Origin of the sequence: Streptomyces sp. Go-475, from assembly GCF_003330845.1 — a bacterium.
In the GTDB taxonomy this organism is placed as follows: Bacteria; Actinomycetota; Actinomycetes; order Streptomycetales; family Streptomycetaceae; genus Streptomyces.
In genome coordinates, this window is record NZ_CP026121.1 from 1,286,754 (window position 1) to 1,305,612 (window position 18,859).

Sequence of the window (18,859 nt, forward strand, 5' to 3'; positions counted from 1 at the left end):
GCGCGCCGGGCTGCGGTCGGACGCGCAGCCCGACTCAGCGCCCCCGGCACCGGCCGGCACCACCGCCCCGGCTACGCCACGAACGTGCGCGGCGCCTCGCCGCCCCCCACGCCGCCCGACTCCACCAGCCCCGCCGCCGCGGCCAACCGCACGGCCGCCTCCTCGGCCACCGCCCCGCCCACGGTGAACGGCAACCGCACGTACCCCTCGAACGCCCCGTCCACCCCGAACCGCGGCCCGGACGGCACCCGCACCCCCACGCGCTCCCCCGCCTCCGCGATCCGCGACCCGGACAGCCCCCCGGTCCGCACCCACAGCGTCAGCCCGCCCTGCGGCACCTCGAACTCCCACCCGGGCAGCTCCCGCCGCACGGCGGCCACCAGCTCGTCCCGGTTCGACCGGGCCTGCTCCCGCCGCACCTGCACGGCCTGCTCCCAACCCCCCGTGCCGAACAGCCAGTTGACGGCCAGCTGCTCCAGCACCGGCGTACCGAGGTCGGCGTAGGCGCGCGCGGCGACCAGGCTGCGGATGACGTCCGGCGCCGCCCGTACCCACCCGATGCGCATGCCGGCCCAGAACGCCTTGCTCGCCGACCCCACCGTGATCACGGTCGACCCCGCCGGGTCGAAGGCGCACACCGGCCGCGGCATCCGCACCTCCGCGTCGAGCCACAGCTCGCTCATCGTCTCGTCGGCGATCAGCACGGTCCCGGCGGACCGGGCCGCGTCCACCAGCCGCCGCCGCTGGTCCTCGTCGGCGAGCGCCCCGGTCGGGTTGTGGAAGTCGGCGACGACGTACGCGATCCGCGGCGCGGCGTCCCGCAGGACCTGCCGCCAGCGGTCCATGTCCCACCCGGTGAGCCCCTCGGCCATCGCGACGGGCACGAGCCGGGCCCCGGCCTCCCGCATCAGCTGGAGGATGTTGGCGTACGAGGGCGACTCGACGGCGATGCGCTCCCCGCGCCCGCCGAACAGATGGCAGATGGCGTCGATCGCGCCCATCGCCCCGGTGGTCACCATGATCTGCTCGGGCATGGTCGGGATCCCGCGCTCGGTGTAGCGCTCGGCGATCATCGACCGCAGCGCGGGCAGCCCGGCGGGATAGTCGCCGTGCGTGTGCGCGTACGGCGGCAGTTCCTCCAGCGCGCCCTGGACCGCCCGGGTGAGCCACGGCTCGGGGGCCGGGAGCGCCGCGCAGCCCAGGTCGATCATGGAGCCCAGGGCCTCGGGCGGCAGCGGCTCCAGCCCGCGCGCGGGCACCGGGTTCCCGGCGGGCACGGCCGTCCAACTGCCCGCGCCCCGCCGCGACTCCAAAAAGCCCTCGCCGCGCAGCGCCTCGTAGGCGGCGGCGACCGTCGTCCGGCTGACGGAGAGGGAGAGGGCGAGTTCCCGCTCGGCGGGCAGCCGGGCGGCCACCGGGACCCGGCCTTCGAGGACCAGCAGGCGGATGCCGTCGGCGAGGGCGCGATAGGCGGGCGGGCGCCGGGCCCCGGGCCCCGCCGGGCGGTCCTGCTGGGACTTGAGGAGCCGGGCGAGCTGCGCCGCCCCCACGGCCGAGGTCCACTGCGCCATCGAAATCAGTCCACCTTCCCCGGATTGGCCCTGGATGGCATCTCCGTCCAAGCCACAGGGTGTCATGCATCAGTCCACTACCACCACACGGGGGCACATCATGTCGACGCGGGGGCGTCTCGCCCGGCGGCTCACCCAGCTCTACGTCGGGCTCGCGCTGTACGGCGCGAGTTCGGCGCTGCTCGTCCGGTCGGGGCTCGGCCTGGAGCCGTGGAACGTCCTGCACCAAGGGCTCGCCGAACGGACGGGACTGTCCATCGGTGTCGTCCTGACGATCGTGGGCGCTGCCGTCCTGCTCGCATGGATCCCGCTCCGCCAGCGCCCGGGCCTCGGCACGGTCTCCAACGTGCTGGTCATCGGCATGGCCATGGACGCGACGCTGGCCCTGGTGCCCGACGCGCGCGGCTGGGCCCTGCGCGTGACCCTGATGACAGCCGGGATCGTCCTGAACGGCGCGGCGACCGGCCTGTACATCGCGGCCCGCTTCGGCCCGGGCCCGCGTGACGGCCTGATGACCGGACTGCACCAGCTCACGGGCGTCTCCATCCGCCTGGTGCGCACGGGCATCGAGCTGACGGTCGTGGCGACCGGCTTCGCCCTGGGCGGCACGGTCGGGATCGGCACCCTGCTGTACGCGCTGTCCATCGGGCCGCTCGCCCAGCTCTTCCTGCGGGTGTTCGCCGTTCCCGTGGCACCCGTCGGCAGCACGGTCGTTGCCACCGGTCAACCCGAAGGGGCGATACTGCGTCCGTGACCCCGCGGATACGCCATCCCTACCTCGATCATCCCGGCCCGATCCCCTTCGCCCACCGGGGCGGGGCCGCGGACGGCCTGGAGAACACGGTGCGCCAGTTCCGGTGCGCCGTCGAGGCGGGCTACCGGTACATCGAGACCGACGTGCACGCCACCCGGGACGGCAAGCTGGTCGCCTTCCACGACGCGACGCTGGACCGGGTGACGGACGGCGCGGGCCGGATCGCCGACCTGCCGTGGCAGGAGGTAGGGCAGGCACGCGTGGCGGGCGAGGAACCGGTGCCCCTCTTCGAGGAACTCCTGGAGACGTTCCCCGACGTGCGCTGGAACGTCGACGTCAAGGCGGAGGCCGCCCTGCTGCCCTTCCTCGACCTGGTCGGCCGGACCGGCTCCTGGGACCGGATCTGCCTCGGCTCGTTCTCCGAGGCGCGCGTGGTGCGCGCCCAGCGCCTCGCCGGTCCGCGTCTGGCCACGTCGTACGGCACCCGGGGCGTGCTCAACCTGCGGCTGCGCTCCTGGGGGCTGCCGGCGGCGGTGCGCCGTTCGGCGGTCGCCGCCCAGGTCCCGGAGATCCAGTCCGGCATCCAGGTCGTGGACCTCCGCTTCGTCCGCGCCGCCCACGCGCGCGGGCTCCAGGTGCACGTGTGGACGGTCAACGACCCCGAGAGCATGCACCGGCTTCTCGACCTCGGTGTGGATGGCATCATGACCGATCACATCGACACGTTGCGCAAGGTCATGGAGGACCGCGGCGTCTGGATCTGAGAGCCCGGGCCGGTCGCCCCTGCGCGTTCACGGGGAAGCGAGGGCACGGGTGGGCACCGACACCGTGCGGACACCGCCGGCCGACGGCGCCGCGGAGCGCAGCCGCGAGCAGCGCGGCTGGTACTTCTACGACTGGGCGTGCTCGGTCTACTCGACGAGCGTGCTCACGGTGTTCCTCGGCCCCTATCTGACCTCGGTCGCCGAGTCGGCGGCCGACGCCGACGGGTACGTCCACCCGCTGGGAATCCCGGTGCGCGCCGGGTCCTTCTTCGCGTACTCGGTGTCCCTGTCGGTGATCGTGGCCGTGCTGGTGATGCCCCTGGTGGGCGCCGCCGCCGACCGCACCGGCCGCAAGAAGCCGCTCCTCGCGGGCGCCGCGTACCTGGGGGCCACGGCCACGACGGCCATGTTCTTCCTGGACGGCGACCGCTACCTGCTCGGTGGCGCCCTCCTGATCGTCGCGAACGCGGCGCAGTCCGTGGCGATGATGCTCTACAACTCGTATCTGCCGCAGATCGCCCCGCCCGGGCAACGGGACGCGGTGTCCTCCCGGGGCTGGGCCTTCGGGTACGCGGCGGGCTCGCTGGTCCTCGTTGCCAACCTGGTCCTCTACACCGGGCACGACGGCTTCGGCCTCTCCGAGGGCACGGCGGTCCGCATCTGCCTGGCGTCGGCGGGGCTGTGGTGGGGCGCCTTCGCCCTGATCCCGCTGACCAGGCTGCGCGACCGCAAGGTCACCGACCGGGAGGCGGCCCTCCCGGGCTTCCGGCAGCTCGCCGCGACCGTCCGCGACATGCGCCGCCGCCCTCTGACGCTGGCCTTCCTGCTCGCCTACCTCGTCTACAACGACGGCATCCAGACGGTGATCTCCCAGGCCTCGGTCTACGGCTCCGAGGAACTGGGCCTCGGCCAGTCCACCCTCATCGTCGCCGTGCTGCTGGTGCAGGTGCTGGCGGTGGCGGGCGCGCTGACGATGGGCCGGCTGGCCCGGGCGTACGGGGCCAAGCGCACGATCCTCGGCTCGCTGGTGGCGTGGACGGTGACGCTCGCGGCCGGGTTCTTCCTGCCGGCCGGGGCACCCATGTGGTTCTTCGTCCTGGCCGCCGGGATCGGCCTGGTCCTGGGCGGCAGCCAGGCGCTGTCCCGCTCCCTGTTCTCCCATCTCGTCCCGCCCGGCAAGGAGGCCGAATACTTCTCCGCGTACGAGATGAGCGACCGCGGGATGAGCTGGCTCGGGCCGCTGCTGTTCGGGCTCACCTACCAGCTCACCGGGAGCTACCGGGACGCGATCATCTCGCTGGTGGCGTTCTTCGTGCTGGGATTCGCCCTGCTCGCCCGGGTTCCGGTACGGCGTGCGATCGCGGATGCGGGGAATCCGGTTCCTGACAGGATTTAGCACTCGACGCGAAAGGGCTGTAGTGTACGCGTTTGGCCTGCCAGGCGTACCGTTACTGCGCGTCAAAGATGCCGAAACGCTGGGTTACATCTGCTAGCAGATGTGACAAACCGGGCGCTGGTGGGTACAACAAGGGCGGCTACGACGGCGACGCATGACCCGGAACGGGACCCGGAACGGGAATCTTTACCGCCGACCGGACGTTGACCGGATGACGACGACAGCGACACCTGTCCTGTGGGCGACAAGCCCGGGAGGCACGATTCATGAGTGAGCGAGCTCTTCGCGGCACGCGCCTCGTGGTGACCAGCTACGAGACGGACCGCGGCATCGACCTGGCCCCGCGCCAGGCCGTGGAGTACGCATGCGAGAAGGGGCACCGCTTCGAGATGCCCTTCTCGGTCGAGGCGGAGATCCCGCCGGAGTGGGAGTGCAAGGTCTGCGGGGCCCAGGCACTCCTGGTGGACGGCGACGGCCCGGAAGAGAAGAAGGCCAAGCCCGCGCGTACGCATTGGGACATGCTGATGGAGCGACGCACCCGCGAGGAACTCGAAGAGGTCCTCGAGGAGCGTCTGGCGGTACTGCGCTCCGGTGCGATGAACATCGCTGTTCATCCCCGGGACAGCCGCAAGTCGGCGTAAGTCCCTCCGGGGCCTGGCCGGAATAACAGCGCGTCAGTGAACCGCGGGCGCCGTACGAAATGTACGGCGCCCGCGGTTTTCCGCATGCACCCGCTCAGAACACTCGGACCGCTCAACGCGTCAGCGGCGGGCGCGGCCCCTGCGGGGCGTCCCGCGGCTCGTCCCTGATGACCTCGCCCTGGACGACCTTGCCGTCGGGGCGGTGCATCCGGGCCTGCTGGAAGGCGCCGCCCAGGGTGCCCGGGTCGGCCTCGCGGAGCTTGCGCTCGAAGGTGCGCTCGGCGGTGCGGCTCACGGCCTTCTGGACCGGGGGCAGCAGCAGGAGCAGGCCCACCGCGTCCGACACCAGGCCGGGGATCATCAGCAGCAGACCGCCCAGCATCATCAGGCCGTTGCCCTCGCTGTTCGGCCGGGCCGCCGCGGGCATCACACCGCTCTGCTGCTGTTGCAGCGCCTCGGAGAGCTTGCGGAAGGCACGCCGGCCGGCCCGCTTGATGACGACCGAGCCGAGCACGAAGCCCGCCAGCAGGACGAGGAACACCACCAGCCCGTTCGACGCCCCCGCGACCAGCGTGAGCAGCCAGATCTCCAGCACGAGCCACGCGGCGATCCCCAACGGCAGGAACGTACGCAGGCGGGAGCGCCGGGGCCGGGCGGGATGGCTGGGGGTCTGAGCGCCAGTCGTCATGCCTCCAGTGTGCCTGGCCCCGGCTCAGCACGGGATAAGGCCCCGATCAGGCGTTCCTGTGCGCGGCCGGGCCCGAGGCGGTCACGACTTCGACGGCTTGGTGTCGCGGCCGGGCCGGAAGCGGTTACGGCTTCGACGGCTTGGTGTCGCGGCCGGGCCCGAGGCGGTCACGGCTTCGACGGCTTGGTGTCGCGGCGGGTCACGGACGGCTTGGCGCCGTGCCCCGCGACGGGCGGTTTGGCGACGCGCCCCGTGACCTTGCCGACGCGCTCCCCCACGCCCCACGCCGTGACCCGCCACAGGGCCTCGACGAGGATGTCGCGGCTCATCTTGGAGTCGCCGAGTTCCCGCTCGACGAAGGTGATGGGCACCTCGACCACGTGGTAGCCGGCCTTGACGGCGCGGCGGGCGAGGTCCACCTGGAAGCAGTAGCCCTGGGAGGCGACCTCGTCGAGGCCGAGGCCCTCCAGGGTCTCGCGGCGGAACGCCCGGTAGCCGCCGGTGATGTCGCGCAGCGGCAGGTCGAGCGCCAGCCGGGAGTAGAGGCTGCCGCCCCGGGAGATCACCTCGCGGGACTTCGGCCAGTTCACCACCCGGCCCCCCGGCACCCACCGCGAGCCGAGCACCAGGTCGGCGCTCTTGAGGGCGGTGAGCAGCCGGGGCAGTTCCTCGGGCTGGTGGGAGCCGTCGGCGTCCATCTCGACCAGCACGCCGTAGTCGCGCTCCAGGCCCCAGCGGAAGCCCGCGAGGTAGGCGGCACCCAGGCCCTCCTTGCCCTTGCGGTGCAGCACGTGGACGTGGTCGTCCTCGGCGGCCAGCTCGTCGGCCAGCTTGCCCGTGCCGTCCGGGCTGTTGTCGTCGGCCACGAGCACGTGCGCCTCGGGGACAGCCGCGCGCACCCGGCCGACGATGCTCTTGATGTTCTCCGCCTCGTTGTAGGTCGGGATGATCACCAAGGCCGTGCCGAGCGGGCCGAACTTCCTCCCCTGGGCTCCTGCCGCGAGGGTTCCGTCGCCGTCGTTCACTGCTGCCCCTTCATGTCCATACGCAGAGGACCACCATAGTGGGCCCGGCCTGCGATGACGTGACAGGACGTTCGATTGGTGGTGTCGAATCGACAAGACGCGGGTAAGAGCGCGCCTCCGGGGGCGAGCGTACGGCGGATGGGGGCCCGGCGCCCTTCGGGCCGACCTGGGACCCGCTGGCTGCGGATCGACCCAAAGCCGTTGTCTACTGAGCGCCCGGGCCCCACCCGGGTCACACCTCGGCGCCGCGCCGGCCTGAGCCTGGCTCCCAGTGGCGGTGCCCCGGTGCGGCACACCGTCCCTGACCCGGCGGCGCTGCGGCGAGTGCGCGGACGGTCCCCGGTCGGGCGTCCGGTGGTGGACTCGGCCGAACCTACCGGCCCCCTGCGGCCGCCTGTCAACAGCCGTTTGACCTGCGCATTCCCCGGCAAAGCCCTGGTCAGGGCCGAGGATGCGCAGGTCGCGCGCCGGGGGTGCGGCGCACGATCGCGTGCGCGCCACCCCCGTAGATCACTCGCCCGGCCCTACGAAGACCGTGCGCCCGCCGACCACGGTGCGCAGGCAGACGGGCAGGTCGCGGCCGGGGGTCAGGTCGGGCAGCCCCGGGGTGCCGGAGCGGGGGTCGGTGGACCAGCGGGCGACGCGGTCGTCGGGGGCCTGGACGACGAGTTCGCCGGTGCGCCACACGGCGTAGTCGGCGGGGGCGCCCGGGACCAGGACGCCTGCGTCGTCCCGCCCCACGGCCCGCCAGCCGCCGCGCGTGTGCGCCGTGAACGCGGCGCGCACGGAGACGCGGTGGTCCGGCGTGCGGTGGAAGGCGGCGGCCCGGACCGTGCCCCACGGGTCGAGCGGGGTGACCGGGCTGTCGGAGCCGAAGGCGAGCGGGACACCGGCGCGCAGCAGGGCGGCGAAGGGGTTCAGGCTCCGGGCCCGCTCCGCCCCCAGGCGCTGTGCGTACATGCCGTCGTCGCCGCCCCACAGGGCGTCGAAGGCGGGTTGGACGGAGGCGGTGAGGCCGAGTTCGGCGAAGGCGGCGATCGACTCGGGGGTGAGCATCTCGGCGTGCTCGACCCGGTGCCGGGCGGCCCGGATCCGGGCGAGGCCCAGCTTCTCGGCCGCGGCCCGCACGCCCTCGACCACGGCGTCCACGGCCGCGTCGCCGATGGCGTGGAAGCCGGCCTGGAGCCCCGCCTCGGTGCAGGCGATCACGTGGGCGGCGACGGCCGCGGCGTCCAGGTAGGCCCTGCCGGTGTGCCCGGCGTCGGCGTACGGCTCGTGCAGGCAGGCCGTGTGCGAGCCGAGGGCGCCGTCGACGAACAGGTCGCCCGCGGCGCCGACCGCGCCCAGCTCCCGCGCCTTGGCGACGTCCTGCTCGGCCCAGTAGCCGACGACGCGCGGGCCGGGCTCCTCGGCGGCGAGCCGCAGCAGTCCCGTGAAGTCGTCCTCGGAGGAGATCTCCGGGCCGGCGCACTCGTGGACCGTGCCGATGCCGAGCGAGACGGTGTGCGCGAGGGCGGCGCGCTGTGCCTCGGTGCGCTGCCGGGGCGTGACGGCGGCGAACGCGGCGGCGCGCACGGCGTGGTGGGCGTCGGCGGTGAGCGGCCCGTCCTCCCGGGTGACGCCGGGGACCAGGTCGAGCAGGGCGGTCGTGACGACCGCCGAGTGAACGTCGATGCGGCTGAGGTAGAGGGGCCGGTGCCCGGTGGCCTCGTCGAGTTCGGCCCGTGTCGGGGGCCGGCCGCCGGGCCAGCGGGCGGCGTCCCAGCCGTGTCCGAGCAGCACGCGGTCGTCGGGGCGGGCGGCGGCGAAGTCCCGTACCCGGGCGAGGGCGGCTTCGAGGGAGGGGGCGTCGGACAGGTCGAGCCCGGTCAGGGCGAGGCCGGTGGCAGTGGTGTGCACATGCGCGTCCGTGAACGCCGGGGTGACCAGCGCTCCGTCCAGGTCGATCACCTCGTCGACCCCGTCGGCGAATGCCTCGGCGGCTCCCTCCGACCCGACCCAGGCGATCTGTCCCCGCTCCACGACCATCGCGGTGGCGAAAGGGTCGGCGGGACTATGAACCTCACCACGACGAAGCAGAACCGTCTTCGTCGGCGCACTGGACTCACTCATGCAGCACAGTTTCACAGGGTCGCTTTCGGCGCCCTCTTCAGGGGCGCGGGGAACTGCGCGACCAGCCACACACGGCCCGCACCCGGAAACCGGCGCTCAGATCCGCGGCGGCCGCGCCTCGTACGGCGTGGACAGCACGACCGTCGTCCGTGTGGACACCCCGGCCAACGACCGCACCCGCGCCAGCAGTTCTTCGAGTTCGTGCGGTGTGGCCACCCGCACCTTGAGGATGTAGTTCTCGTCCCCCGCGACGCTGTGGCAGGCCTCGATCTCGGGCACCCCGGCCAGCCGGTCCGCGATGTCGTCCGGCGCGCTGGGGTCGAACGGCTTCACCGAGATGAACGCCGTCATGGGCAGCCCCACCGCCTCGGGGTCGACGACCGCGGCGTAACCGCGGATGACACCGCGCTGTTCCAGCCGTCGCACCCGCTGGTGCACGGCCGACGTGGACAGCCCCGTGGCCTTGCCCAGGTCGGTGTAGCTCATCCGCCCGTCCTTGACGAGCAGCTGCACGATCTGTCGGTCCAGCTCCTCCATGGCGCAAGAACCTACAGTGCGGCTGATCTCCTCGGATACCTGAGGAGCCCAGGTCATGCCCGGTTCGTGATGTGGCCGGAAGACGACGGTCAGCCGTTCGGGGGACAAATCCGCCGCAGAGGACACCTGCGTGCGGCATGTGACGAACGCCACAGCGCTCGAACAGTCTCCGTAATGTTCTCGTGATTACCGCCGAGGGGGGACGGGAAGTGCTTGCTGTGGTCGAGGCCGCAGTGCCTGATACGGCCCAGCCCGAGGGGGAGAACCCAATGCAGAGTCTTAAGCGCCCTGGTCGCACCGCACCCAAGCGGCAGCAGCTCGTCGTCGAGCCCGAGCCGGAGGGCGTCGAACCCGACGCCTTCGACGACGAACTCGACGCCTACGACACGTTCGAGATGTTCCGGGTGATCTGCCCGGACTGCGCGCAGCCCATCGCCCTGCTGGCGGACGAGGAAGTCCTGCCGGAGCACGCGCTGTGCGCCTCGCCGTGGAACCCGTTCGGACTCACGGTCTGCGCCGGCACCGGCCGCACGGCCGCGGACGCCCGCCCCGCGGACGAGTCGGTGGACCCTCAGGAGCAGGACACCGCCCTGCTGTTGACGCTCCCTCAGGGACTGGACTGGCGGACCCAGCCCTTCTCGCACGTCGGCGGCCCGGGCTCACGCCCCATCAGGGTCCCGGCCATGCGCCGCCACGCGGCCTGAGCGCGGGCCTTCCTCGCCCGCTCGCCCCACCCCAGTAGCTGCCCCGCACCACGGCTCGTGGACCGCCGTGGTGCGGTTCAGTGTGCCCAGGGGCAGGGTCGGGCGCGTCCGCGGTCGCGGCAGTGCGCCGGCGGCACCCCTGAAACGCACGCCCGATTCCCCATCGGGTGACCTGTCCGGCCTCTTCCGCGTTGCCCTGGTATGACCCCCATCTCCTCAGCGACCGGGCGTCAGCGCCTCCTGTACGTCCCGCCGCCCGCAGAATCGGTTCGGCCCGCTCCGCCGCGCTATCAGGACCCGCCGATCTACCGCGACCTGATGCGGACCTGGGCGGAAGGCGGCCGCACCCTGCCGGGCCGGCACGACCCGGAGTGGATGCGGCTCGCGGCTCCCTGGCGGGGCCTCGACCAGTTCAGCGTCCCTCTGGACCCACGAGGTGGCGGGCGATGACCATCCGCTGGATCTGGTTGGTGCCCTCGACGATCTGCAGCACCTTGGCCTCGCGCATGTAGCGCTCGGCGGGGAAGTCGGCGGTGTAGCCGTAGCCGCCGAGGATCTGCACGGCGTCGGTGGTGACCCGCATCGCCGTGTCGGTGCAGTGCAGCTTGGCCATGGCGGCCTGCCGGGCGAACGGCCGGTCCGCGTCCCGCAGCCGTGCCGCCGCGAGGTAGAGCGCGCGGCCCGCCTCGATCTGGGTGGCCATGTCCGCGAGCATGAAGCGCAGCCCCTGGAAGTCGGCGATCGGCTTGCCGAACTGGCGCCGCTGCGCCGCGTACGCCAGCGCCTCGTCGAGCGCCGCCTGCGCCACGCCGATCGCGCACGCCGCGATGCCGAGCCGCCCGGAGTCGAGGGAGGAGAGGGCGATCGCGAAGCCCTGCCCCTCCTCGCCGATGCGCCGCGCGTCGGGGACCCGGACACCGTCGAAGTGCACCTGGGCGGTGGGCGATCCCTTCATGCCCATCTTCTTCTCGGGCGGCGCGGCGCTCACCCCCGGCGCGTCGCCGGGCACCAGGAACGCGGTGATCCCGCGCGGGCCCTCCTCGCCGGTGCGCGCCATGACCGTGTAGAAGTCGGCGATCCCGCCGTGCGTGATCCAGGCCTTCGTGCCGGTGATCACCCAGTCGTCGCCGTCCCGCACGGCCTTGGTGCGCAGCGCGGCCGCGTCCGACCCGGAGTGCGGCTCGGAGAGGCAGTAGGCGCCGAGCAGGCCGCCGCCGAGCATCGCGGGCAGGTGCTCGACCTGCTGCTCCTTGGTGCCGTAGGCGGCCAGGGCGTAGGAGGCCAGGGAGTGGACGCTGACGCCGAGGCCGACGGTGAGGCGGGCCGCGGCGAGTTCCTCCAGGACCTGGAGGTAGACCTCGTAGGGCTGGTCGCCGCCGCCGTACTCGGAGTCGTACGGCAGGCCGAGCAGGCCGGAGCGGGAGAGCAGGGTGAAGAGTTCACGCGGGAAGCGGCCGGCGTCCTCCTCCTCGGCCGCCTTCGGGACGATCTCCTGCTGCGCGATGTCGCGGACGAGTGAGATCAGGTCCCGGGCCTCCTCCGTGGGCAGTTGTCGGTCCACCGGCTGCGGGGCGCGGTCGGGCATGGCGACGCTCTCCTCCCTGTCGGGCAGTGGCGGACGAGCCCGTGGGTGGGGGCGGCGCCGCCGGGTCGTTCTGGTGCCTGGCCGATGCTTGCAGTCCCGGGTCGCGGAAGCTGCTGACCAGCGGCTGTGCGCTGTGAGTATGCCCGATCGGAGGCATCCCGTCACCAGTTAACGACCGCTCACCTCAAGAATCGCACGGGGACGCCCGGAGCGGGGAAATTGGTCCGCACCATTGACCGAACTGGTCTAGTCCTCCTACTGTTTCGCTCCACCGATTCAGCGCGTCCATGCCAATCGGCGCGCGTTCCCTCTCCCCACGAGGAGACACCGGATGCCCACCCCCCACCGCTCCCGCTTCCGGATCATCGTGTCCGCGGCCTGCTGCGCCGTCCTCGGCGCCGGTCTCCTGGCCGGCGCGGGCACCTCCGCCACCGCGGCGACCCCGGCTCAGGAGGCCGCCGCGGCCTCGACGGCGGCCCCCGTCCCGAAGGCCGCCGGCTCCAAGGTCATCGGGTACTTCACCGAATGGGGCACCTACGACCGCAAGTACCACGTCAAGAACATCGAGACGTCCGGCTCGGCGTCCCGGCTCACGCACATCAACTACGCCTTCGGCAACGTCACCGGCGGCAAGTGCGCCATGGGCGACGCCCACGCCGCCACCGACCGCGCCTACACCGCCGCAGAGTCCGTCGACGGCAAGGCCGACACCTGGGACCAGCCGCTGCGCGGCAACTTCAACCAGCTGCGCAAGCTGAAGCAGAAGCACCCGGGCCTCAAGGTCCTGTGGTCCTTCGGCGGCTGGACCTGGTCGGCCGGTTTCGGCGAGGCCGCGAAGAACCCGGCCGCCTTCGCCCGGTCCTGCTACGACCTGGTCGAGAACTCCCGGTGGGCCGACGTCTTCGACGGCATCGACATCGACTGGGAGTACCCGAACGCCTGCGGCGCCACCTGCGACACCAGCGGCAAGGCGGCCTTCCGGAACCTGATGCAGGCACTGCGCGCCACGTTCGGCTCGAAGAACCTGGTCACCGCGGCGATCACCGCCGACGCCACCCCGGGCGGCAAGATCGACGCGGCGGACTACGCCGGCGCCGCCCCCTACGTCGACTGGTACCTGCCGATGACCTACGACTTCTTCGGCGCCTGGGACGCCACCGGCCCGACGGCCCCGCACTCTCCGCTGACCTCGTACCCCGGCATACCGAACGCGGACAACCACAGCGCGGCGACGATCGCGAAGCTCAAGGGCCTCGGCATCCCCGCCTCGAAGCTGCTGCTCGGCATCGGCTTCTACGGCCGCGGCTGGACCGGCGTCACCCAGGCGGCACCCGGCGGCACCGCGACCGGCCCGGCGGCCGGCACCTACGAGCCGGGCATCGAGGACTACAAGGTCCTCAAGGCCAAGTGCCCGGCGACGGGGACGGTGGCCGGCACGGCGTACGCCAAGTGCGGCGGCGACTGGTGGAGTTACGACACCCCGGCGACCATCGCGACCAAGACGGCCTACAAGAACCAGCAGGGCCTGGGCGGCACGTTCTTCTGGGAGCTGAGCGGCGACACGGCGAACGGCGAGCTGATCAAGGCCATCAAGTAGACCGGAGCGGCACCGGGGGCGGAGGGCCCGTGGCGGATCCTCCGCCCCTGTCTCATGCGCCCCGGCGCGCGGGCTGCGGGGCCGGGTAGGCGGGGTCCAGCTCCTCGATCGCGCGCAGGGCGCCGCCGAGCGTCTTCACCAGCAGTTCGCACATGGTCGCGCGGGGCAGTTCGGGGCGGTCGATCCATTCGAGGGTGGCGCCCTCGACGCTGCACACCCAGGACAGCAGGCCCATCCGCGCCAGCGGGGTGACGTCGGCGCGGCCGTACGCGCCCTCGGCGATGGTCGTGACGACGGCCTCGCGCACGCCGTCCCGGATGGCGTGCACCTCGGTGTCGAAGCCGACGCCGCCGCTGACGATCGTGCGGTAGGCGGCCTGGTTGTGCTCGGCGTAGCGCAGGTAGCTGTCGACGGTGCGCTGGACCCGGTCGACCGGGGGCAGTTCGAGGCCGCCGGCCGCCAGGGTGATCAGCTCGGCGACGGAGTCCTGGATGATGGCCAGGTAGTAGCCGCGCTTGGACTGGAAGTAGTAGTAGATCAGTCCCTTGGCGACGTGCGCCTGCCGGGCGATGTCGTCCATCGAGAGGGCGTCGTAGGACGTGTCGGCGAACAACCTCCGCCCGATGGCGATGAGTTCGGCACGGCGCGCCGTCGAGCGCTCGGTGCCGCGGGCTCTGGGGCGCGCGGCAGGCTGGGGGCTGATATTCAATTTCGACCCTGGTCTCACGGGCGGGGGCGGGACATCCGCAGTATGGCAGGCCCCGGGGCCGGGTCGTGGGTCAGGTCACAGCAGCCCGAGCTGGGTCACGAGCATCGCGACGACGACTACGAGAGCCCACCCCATGAGGTGCTCGACGATCTTCGGGCCGTCTTCCTGAGGGCCGCCGGTGCGGACGCGGCCGGCGGTGGCGGAGTACGCGGTCATGGCTTCTCGCTCGTTCGGTGGTACGGACGGACTTCCCCCGGAGTTCTGTCCACCTTGCCACCCTGGGCGGCTTTTGCGGCCGAGAGCTTGGTCACACGCGGACGCCCACGGCCGCCAGGGCCTTGCTCTGGGCCGCGGTCGGGCGCGCCGGGAAGTACAGGTAGCAGACGCCGCCCGTGCCGGAGACGACCTTGCCGGAGGCGTTGTACCGCTTGGTCCGCAGCCAGATGTTCTCGAACTCGCGCCGCCGGTAGCCCCGCCGTACGGCCTCGTTGGTCGCCGAGTAGGGGTCGTTGGCGATCACGTCGCCCTCGGCGGTGAAGCCGATGACGGCCATGAGGTGCCCGGCGGTGCCGTACCCGGCGCCGGTCAGCTCCTCCTTCAGGAAGGACTGGGACGTGATGACCGGGATGCCGGCCGCGATCAGCGTCTCCAGGTCGGTGAGCGAGCCGAGCCGGGTGACCACGCCCTGGAGGCCGTCGAAGGTTGCCGCGTAGGCGGCGTTGAAGGGCCAGTTGCCGCAGCCCGCGTACTGGTGGTCGTAGGTGGACCTGGCCGCGTGGCAGACCTGCGGGTCGGAGTACGACGGGTCCACCCAGGCCAGCTGCTCGGGGGTGAGCCGGCCGCCCCAGTACTCGATGACCATCTGGGAGGACGTCGGGCTGCACCAGGCCTCGCCGCCGTTGTCGTACTCGGGGTAGCGGCCCTTGTGGATCTCCTGGGAGTAGCGCGGGACGGCCAGTTCCCGGGCGAGACGGGGCTCGGACGCCGGGACGGTGAACCGGTCGGGGACGTCGGAGCCCATCGCGCCGAGCCGCCACACGGTGGGCGTGGCCGGGGTGCCCGGCCTGCGGTACAGGGTCAGGCGGAGCCGGTACGAGGTCAGGCGCAGGCCGGTCGACGGGTCGTCGATCGCCAGGGTGTCGGTCCAGACACTGCTCTTGTCGTCGCTCTGGCCGTCGACCGAGGTGCGCCGGATGTCCTGGTCACCGGCCGCCCAGCGGCCCATCACGTACCAGGGGGTGCCGGTGCCGTCCGTGTAGGTGCCCTTGATCTCGGCCTGGAGCCAGGTGCCGGGCGGGGTGTGCGCGTTCCAGGAGACGATCGCCTCGGTCGCGGGGACGGCGAGCCGGTGCACGGGGGACGTCCAGGTGCCGTACTCCCAGGGCGCGGTGGTGCCGGTGTGCGGGTCCGTGTAGTCGGTGGTGCCCGCGGGCGTCGCGATCACCAGGCTCGGGCGGGCGCCCGCGACGGCCCGGGTGCCCTTGGCCGTGCCGCCGCACCAGTCGCCGTACGAGGTCCAGGCCCGGTTGTCGACGGTACGGGCCGGGACCGCCCGGGCGGGGTCTGCGGTGGTGTCGGTCGTCATGGGCGCCTCGATGTCGGCGGCCGCCGGACCCGCGCTCGCCGTGACGGCGGCGGCGACCGCGGCGGCCAGGACGGTTCTGCGGGACGGCTGTTCGGCTCTGCACATGGGGGACCCCCGGATGTCGGAGTCGGGCAGGGGCGGGGCAGGTCCGTGGCACGGTCGGTCGCACACGCGTGTGCGCCACATATGAGCACAGCCAGCCGGGTCCTGCCAGCACCTCGACACGCGCCACGCCCACCAATATTGGCGTCGACCAGTGGCACGGGCCGGGGAGGCCGTCGTTAGAGTGCTGCGCGAGATGAATCCGTCCCTCCGCCCCGCACCGGGGCCCGCCGTGCGCGACCTTGCCGCCCGGATCCGCCGCCTCTCCCCGTCCTGCGGCCCGGTCCGGCTCGTCGGCGTCGACGGGCACGCCGGCTCGGGGAAGACCACGTTCACCGCACAGTTGGCCGCGGCGCTGGGCGGCGCTCCGGTGCTGCGCCTGGACGACATCGCCAGCCACGACGAGCTGTTCGAGTGGACCGGACGCCTGCTGGACCAGGTCGTCGGACCGCTCTCCGACGGCCGGACCGCGCACTACGCCCCCTACGACTGGCGAGCCCGCCGCTTCGGCGCCCCGCGCCCCCTGCCGCCCGCGCCGGTGGTGCTGGTGGAGGGCGTCGGCGCGGGACGCCGGGCGCTCCGCCCCCACCTGGCGCTCCTGCTGTGGATGGAGCTGCCCTGCGAGGAGGCCTGGGCGCGGGGGCGGTCGCGGGACGGGGAGGAGCAGCGGGAGTTCTGGAACGGATGGGTTCCGGCGGAACGCCGGCACTTCGCCGACGACCCCTCCCGGCCGTTCGCCGACCTCCTGGTGCGTCAGCGGGAGAAGGGGTACGAGGTGCTTCCGGGGCCTGCGGGATCCGTTGGACCGGACCAGCCCCTCACTGAGGGTGACGGACCCCCCGCAGTGTGCTGAACTTGTGAAGGGCCTTGCGGAACAACTTGCCCGAGTGCTTCAACTCGGCTTGACCAGGGGGCCGTACAGGTCTTACGTTCTCAATGTGCGGCCCATTGGAGCCGCCCACTGACGCGAAGCCCCCGGTTGTTCCCCCGTGATCGGGGGCTTCGTTCTGTCCTCCTCCGGTTTTCCGGGTTCCACGCGGCGTCGGACGCTCACCCTCGGTCACCGTGCGCCGGTGCGCCGCATCCGCTCCCACCTCGCCGAACGGCCCGTGCGGCACCCTACGGGCGCGCCGCCCCCGCAGGTACGATGCCCACAACAGGGCCCGGGGGACGGCTCGTTGGCATACCGACGGGGGCACGGTTCGTGGGGGATGTGATGGACTTCGGCACGCAGGGCCCGCAGGCCCCCGCCGACCTCGCCTGGCTGCGAGGCGTGGATGCCTACACCATGGGCGCCTATCCGCAGGCGGAGGAGGAGTTCCGCACCGCCGTGCGGCTGGACGCCGGGATGGCCGACGGCTGGCTCGGGCTGCACGCCCTGCGGGTCGACACGACGACCGCGCTGCTGAAGATGTTCCGCCACCGCGACCGCTTCGGGGAGCAGCGCACGCGCTACCGCCGCACCCTCAACTCCTGGTACTGGCTGGGCTGGTGGGTGCAGCCCGTGCTGGAGAGCCCGCGCGACCTGCTGCTCGCGCACGCCTCCCACTGGCTGGACGGCCGCCACGTCCCCGAGCTGGACCGGGCACTCGCCGGGCTGCCTCCCGTGGACACCGACCACCAGGTCCGCTTCCTGCACGCCTGCCGCGCCTACCTGGTCAAGGACTGGGAGCAGTTGGTCCGCCACACCGACCCGCTGCTCGACGACCCGATGCTCGGCATCGAGGCGGGTCTGTTCGGCGGCATGGCCCGGGTCCGGCTGGAGATGTACGGGCAGGCCGAACCGCTGCTGTCGGCGGCCCTGATGCGCTGCCGCAGCGAGCAGCCGCAGCGCAAGGAGCTGCGCTACTGGCTGGCCCGGGCGCATGAGGGCACGGGCCGCAGTGCCGCCGCGCTCCCCCTCTACCGGGCGGTGCACCGCGTCGACCCGGCGTTCATGGACACCTCGGCGCGGCTCGCCGCGATCGCCGAGGGCGACGGCTACGAGGACTCCGCCGACCTCGCGGCGATCACGCTCACCGGTGTCGGCCAGGACGCCGTGGACGGGCCGGACGGGTTCGATCCGCTCTTCGGCACCGAGGGCCGCGACCTGAGACTGCCCGACCCGGAGCCGCCGCTCTCCCCTCCCCTGCCGCCGGTGGCCGACCCGCTGGTCCGCGAGAAGACCGGCCCGGCACCGTCCCTGCCCGCCGGGCCCACCGACCCCGCGTTACTCGAGGAAGCGCTCGCCGAACTCGAACGCATGGTGGGCCTCGAGCCGGTGAAGCGCCAGGTCAAGGCGTTGTCCGCGCAGTTGAACATGGCCCGGCTGCGGGCCGGGCAGGGCCTTCCGGTGCAGCCGCCGAAACGCCACTTCGTCTTCTCCGGCCCCTCCGGAACCGGCAAGACCACCGTCGCCCGCATCCTCGGCCGCGTCTTCTACGCGCTCGGCCTGCTCGGCGGCGACCATCTGGTGGAGGCCCAGCGGGCCGACCTGGTCGGCGAGTACCTCGGGCAGACGGCCGTGAAGGCCAACGAACTGATCGACTCGGCGCTCGGCGGCGTGCTCTTCGTCGACGAGGCGTACTCGCTGTCCAACTCGGGCTACGGCAAGGGGGACGCGTACGGCGACGAGGCGCTCCAGGTGCTGCTGAAGCGGGCCGAGGACAACCGCGACCATCTCGTGGTGATCCTGGCCGGCTACCCGGAGGGCATGGACCGCCTGCTCGCCGCGAACCCCGGGCTGTCGTCCCGTTTCACGACCCGGGTCGACTTCCCGTCCTACCGTCCCCTCGAACTCACCGAGATCGGCAAGGTCCTCGCGGCGGAGAACGGGGACCTGTGGGACGAGGAGGCCCTCGACGAGCTGCGGTCCATCGCGGCGCACGTGGTGGACCAGGGGTGGATCGACGAGCTGGGCAACGGGCGGTTCCTGCGGACGCTGTACGAGAAGAGCTGCGCGTACCGGGATCTGCGGTTGTCGGTGTATCCCGGGGTGCTGGGCAGGGAGGATCTGGCGACGCTGCGGCTGCCGGACCTGATGCAGGCGTACGGGGAGGTGCTGTCCGGGCGGGGCCCGCAGGATCCGCCCGGACTGTGAGGGGCCGTGC

Annotated in this window: 17 protein-coding genes; 8 read left to right on the top strand and 9 right to left on the bottom strand. The window is 72.6% G+C overall.

All coding sequences use genetic code 11. The annotated features are described in order from the left end of the window. Positions 1-71 precede the first annotated feature (71 nt). The gene (locus C1703_RS05780; protein ID WP_114250874.1) at positions 72-1,571 is read right to left on the bottom strand and encodes a PLP-dependent aminotransferase family protein; all 1,500 of its coding nucleotides are present in this window, start codon (positions 1,569-1,571) and stop codon (positions 72-74) included. 64 nt (positions 1,572-1,635) lie between these two features. Here C1703_RS05780 and C1703_RS05785 point away from each other — a divergent pair, with 64 nt between their 5' ends. The 4 genes from C1703_RS05785 to C1703_RS05800 all read left to right on the top strand — a co-directional run bounded on the left by C1703_RS05785 (position 1,636) and on the right by C1703_RS05800 (position 5,126). Then, positions 1,636-2,325 (top strand): hypothetical protein, encoded by a 690-nt coding sequence (locus C1703_RS05785; RefSeq protein ID WP_114250875.1) that lies wholly within the window; start codon positions 1,636-1,638, stop codon positions 2,323-2,325. Continuing rightward, a complete protein-coding gene (locus C1703_RS05790) occupies positions 2,322-3,089 on the top strand; it encodes a glycerophosphodiester phosphodiesterase (RefSeq protein WP_114250876.1) in 768 nt (255 codons plus the stop codon). The genes C1703_RS05785 and C1703_RS05790 overlap by 4 nt, the downstream gene beginning before the upstream one ends. 49 nt (positions 3,090-3,138) lie before the next feature. Further along, complete coding sequence (locus tag C1703_RS05795; RefSeq protein WP_114250877.1) at positions 3,139-4,485, top strand: MFS transporter; 1,347 nt, start codon at positions 3,139-3,141, stop codon at positions 4,483-4,485. A gap of 266 nt (positions 4,486-4,751) precedes the next feature. Further along, positions 4,752-5,126, top strand: coding sequence for an RNA polymerase-binding protein RbpA (locus tag C1703_RS05800; protein WP_003977404.1), 375 nt, complete (start codon positions 4,752-4,754; stop codon positions 5,124-5,126). Between the two features lie 112 nt (positions 5,127-5,238). Here C1703_RS05800 and fxsA read toward each other — a convergent pair whose 3' ends face one another. The 4 genes from fxsA to C1703_RS05820 form a co-directional block, all read right to left on the bottom strand. Beyond that, positions 5,239-5,814: an FxsA family membrane protein gene (gene fxsA, locus C1703_RS05805; RefSeq protein WP_114250878.1), complete on the bottom strand. Its 576-nt coding sequence runs from the start codon at positions 5,812-5,814 to the stop codon at positions 5,239-5,241. 167 nt (positions 5,815-5,981) lie between these two features. Further along, on the bottom strand, positions 5,982-6,839 hold the full coding sequence (locus C1703_RS05810; protein WP_232840417.1) for a polyprenol monophosphomannose synthase: 858 nt from the start codon (positions 6,837-6,839) through the stop codon (positions 5,982-5,984). 510 nt (positions 6,840-7,349) lie between these two features. After that, the gene (locus C1703_RS05815) at positions 7,350-8,951 is read right to left on the bottom strand and encodes an amidohydrolase (RefSeq protein WP_114250879.1); all 1,602 of its coding nucleotides are present in this window, start codon (positions 8,949-8,951) and stop codon (positions 7,350-7,352) included. Between the two features lie 96 nt (positions 8,952-9,047). Next, entirely contained in the window at positions 9,048-9,488 is a 441-nt protein-coding gene (locus tag C1703_RS05820) for an Lrp/AsnC family transcriptional regulator (RefSeq protein ID WP_006136660.1), read from the bottom strand. Between the two features lie 269 nt (positions 9,489-9,757). Here C1703_RS05820 and C1703_RS05825 point away from each other — a divergent pair, with 269 nt between their 5' ends. After that, a complete protein-coding gene (locus tag C1703_RS05825; protein WP_114250880.1) occupies positions 9,758-10,192 on the top strand; it encodes a hypothetical protein in 435 nt (144 codons plus the stop codon). A gap of 412 nt (positions 10,193-10,604) precedes the next feature. Here the strand turns inward: C1703_RS05825 and C1703_RS05835 are convergent, their stop codons facing one another. Then, on the bottom strand, positions 10,605-11,777 hold the full coding sequence (locus tag C1703_RS05835) for an acyl-CoA dehydrogenase (RefSeq protein ID WP_114250881.1): 1,173 nt from the start codon (positions 11,775-11,777) through the stop codon (positions 10,605-10,607). A gap of 331 nt (positions 11,778-12,108) precedes the next feature. On the opposite strand from C1703_RS05835, the gene C1703_RS05840 reads away from it, so the two are divergent. Next, positions 12,109-13,374, top strand: coding sequence for a glycoside hydrolase family 18 protein (locus C1703_RS05840; protein ID WP_114250882.1), 1,266 nt, complete (start codon positions 12,109-12,111; stop codon positions 13,372-13,374). 52 nt (positions 13,375-13,426) lie between these two features. Here the strand turns inward: C1703_RS05840 and C1703_RS05845 are convergent, their stop codons facing one another. From C1703_RS05845 to C1703_RS05855, 3 genes are all read right to left on the bottom strand, one after another. Next, positions 13,427-14,083 carry a TetR/AcrR family transcriptional regulator gene (locus tag C1703_RS05845; RefSeq protein WP_114250883.1) on the bottom strand — a complete coding sequence of 219 codons (657 nt, stop codon included), beginning with the start codon at positions 14,081-14,083 and terminating at the stop codon, positions 13,427-13,429. A 75-nt stretch (positions 14,084-14,158) separates the two neighbouring features. Then, positions 14,159-14,299: an SCO1431 family membrane protein gene (locus C1703_RS05850; RefSeq protein ID WP_114250884.1), complete on the bottom strand. Its 141-nt coding sequence runs from the start codon at positions 14,297-14,299 to the stop codon at positions 14,159-14,161. 91 nt (positions 14,300-14,390) lie between these two features. Next, on the bottom strand, positions 14,391-15,773 hold the full coding sequence (locus tag C1703_RS05855; protein ID WP_114250885.1) for a peptidase C39 family protein: 1,383 nt from the start codon (positions 15,771-15,773) through the stop codon (positions 14,391-14,393). Between the two features lie 193 nt (positions 15,774-15,966). On the opposite strand from C1703_RS05855, the gene C1703_RS05860 reads away from it, so the two are divergent. Then, positions 15,967-16,623 (top strand): hypothetical protein, encoded by a 657-nt coding sequence (locus C1703_RS05860; protein WP_114257309.1) that lies wholly within the window; start codon positions 15,967-15,969, stop codon positions 16,621-16,623. 363 nt (positions 16,624-16,986) lie between these two features. Continuing rightward, complete coding sequence (locus C1703_RS05865; protein WP_114250886.1) at positions 16,987-18,849, top strand: AAA family ATPase; 1,863 nt, start codon at positions 16,987-16,989, stop codon at positions 18,847-18,849. Positions 18,850-18,859 lie beyond the last annotated feature (10 nt).

What these genes read in the sequence shown, in the direction of transcription:
- C1703_RS05780 (WP_114250874.1), bottom strand. Translation starts at nt 1,571, where the DNA reads ATGGCGCAGTGGACCTCGGCCGTGGGGGCGGCGCAGCTCGCCCGGCTC.
- C1703_RS05785 (WP_114250875.1), top strand. Translation starts at nt 1,636, where the DNA reads ATGCATCAGTCCACTACCACCACACGGGGGCACATCATGTCGACGCGG.
- C1703_RS05800 (WP_003977404.1), top strand. Translation starts at nt 4,752, where the DNA reads ATGAGTGAGCGAGCTCTTCGCGGCACGCGCCTCGTGGTGACCAGCTAC.
- fxsA (WP_114250878.1), bottom strand. Translation starts at nt 5,814, where the DNA reads ATGACGACTGGCGCTCAGACCCCCAGCCATCCCGCCCGGCCCCGGCGC.
- C1703_RS05815 (WP_114250879.1), bottom strand. Translation starts at nt 8,951, where the DNA reads ATGAGTGAGTCCAGTGCGCCGACGAAGACGGTTCTGCTTCGTCGTGGT.
- C1703_RS05820 (WP_006136660.1), bottom strand. Translation starts at nt 9,488, where the DNA reads ATGGAGGAGCTGGACCGACAGATCGTGCAGCTGCTCGTCAAGGACGGG.
- C1703_RS05825 (WP_114250880.1), top strand. Translation starts at nt 9,758, where the DNA reads ATGCAGAGTCTTAAGCGCCCTGGTCGCACCGCACCCAAGCGGCAGCAG.
- C1703_RS05835 (WP_114250881.1), bottom strand. Translation starts at nt 11,777, where the DNA reads ATGCCCGACCGCGCCCCGCAGCCGGTGGACCGACAACTGCCCACGGAG.
- C1703_RS05840 (WP_114250882.1), top strand. Translation starts at nt 12,109, where the DNA reads ATGCCCACCCCCCACCGCTCCCGCTTCCGGATCATCGTGTCCGCGGCC.
- C1703_RS05850 (WP_114250884.1), bottom strand. Translation starts at nt 14,299, where the DNA reads ATGACCGCGTACTCCGCCACCGCCGGCCGCGTCCGCACCGGCGGCCCT.
- C1703_RS05855 (WP_114250885.1), bottom strand. Translation starts at nt 15,773, where the DNA reads ATGTGCAGAGCCGAACAGCCGTCCCGCAGAACCGTCCTGGCCGCCGCG.
- C1703_RS05860 (WP_114257309.1), top strand. Translation starts at nt 15,967, where the DNA reads ATGAATCCGTCCCTCCGCCCCGCACCGGGGCCCGCCGTGCGCGACCTT.
- C1703_RS05865 (WP_114250886.1), top strand. Translation starts at nt 16,987, where the DNA reads ATGGACTTCGGCACGCAGGGCCCGCAGGCCCCCGCCGACCTCGCCTGG.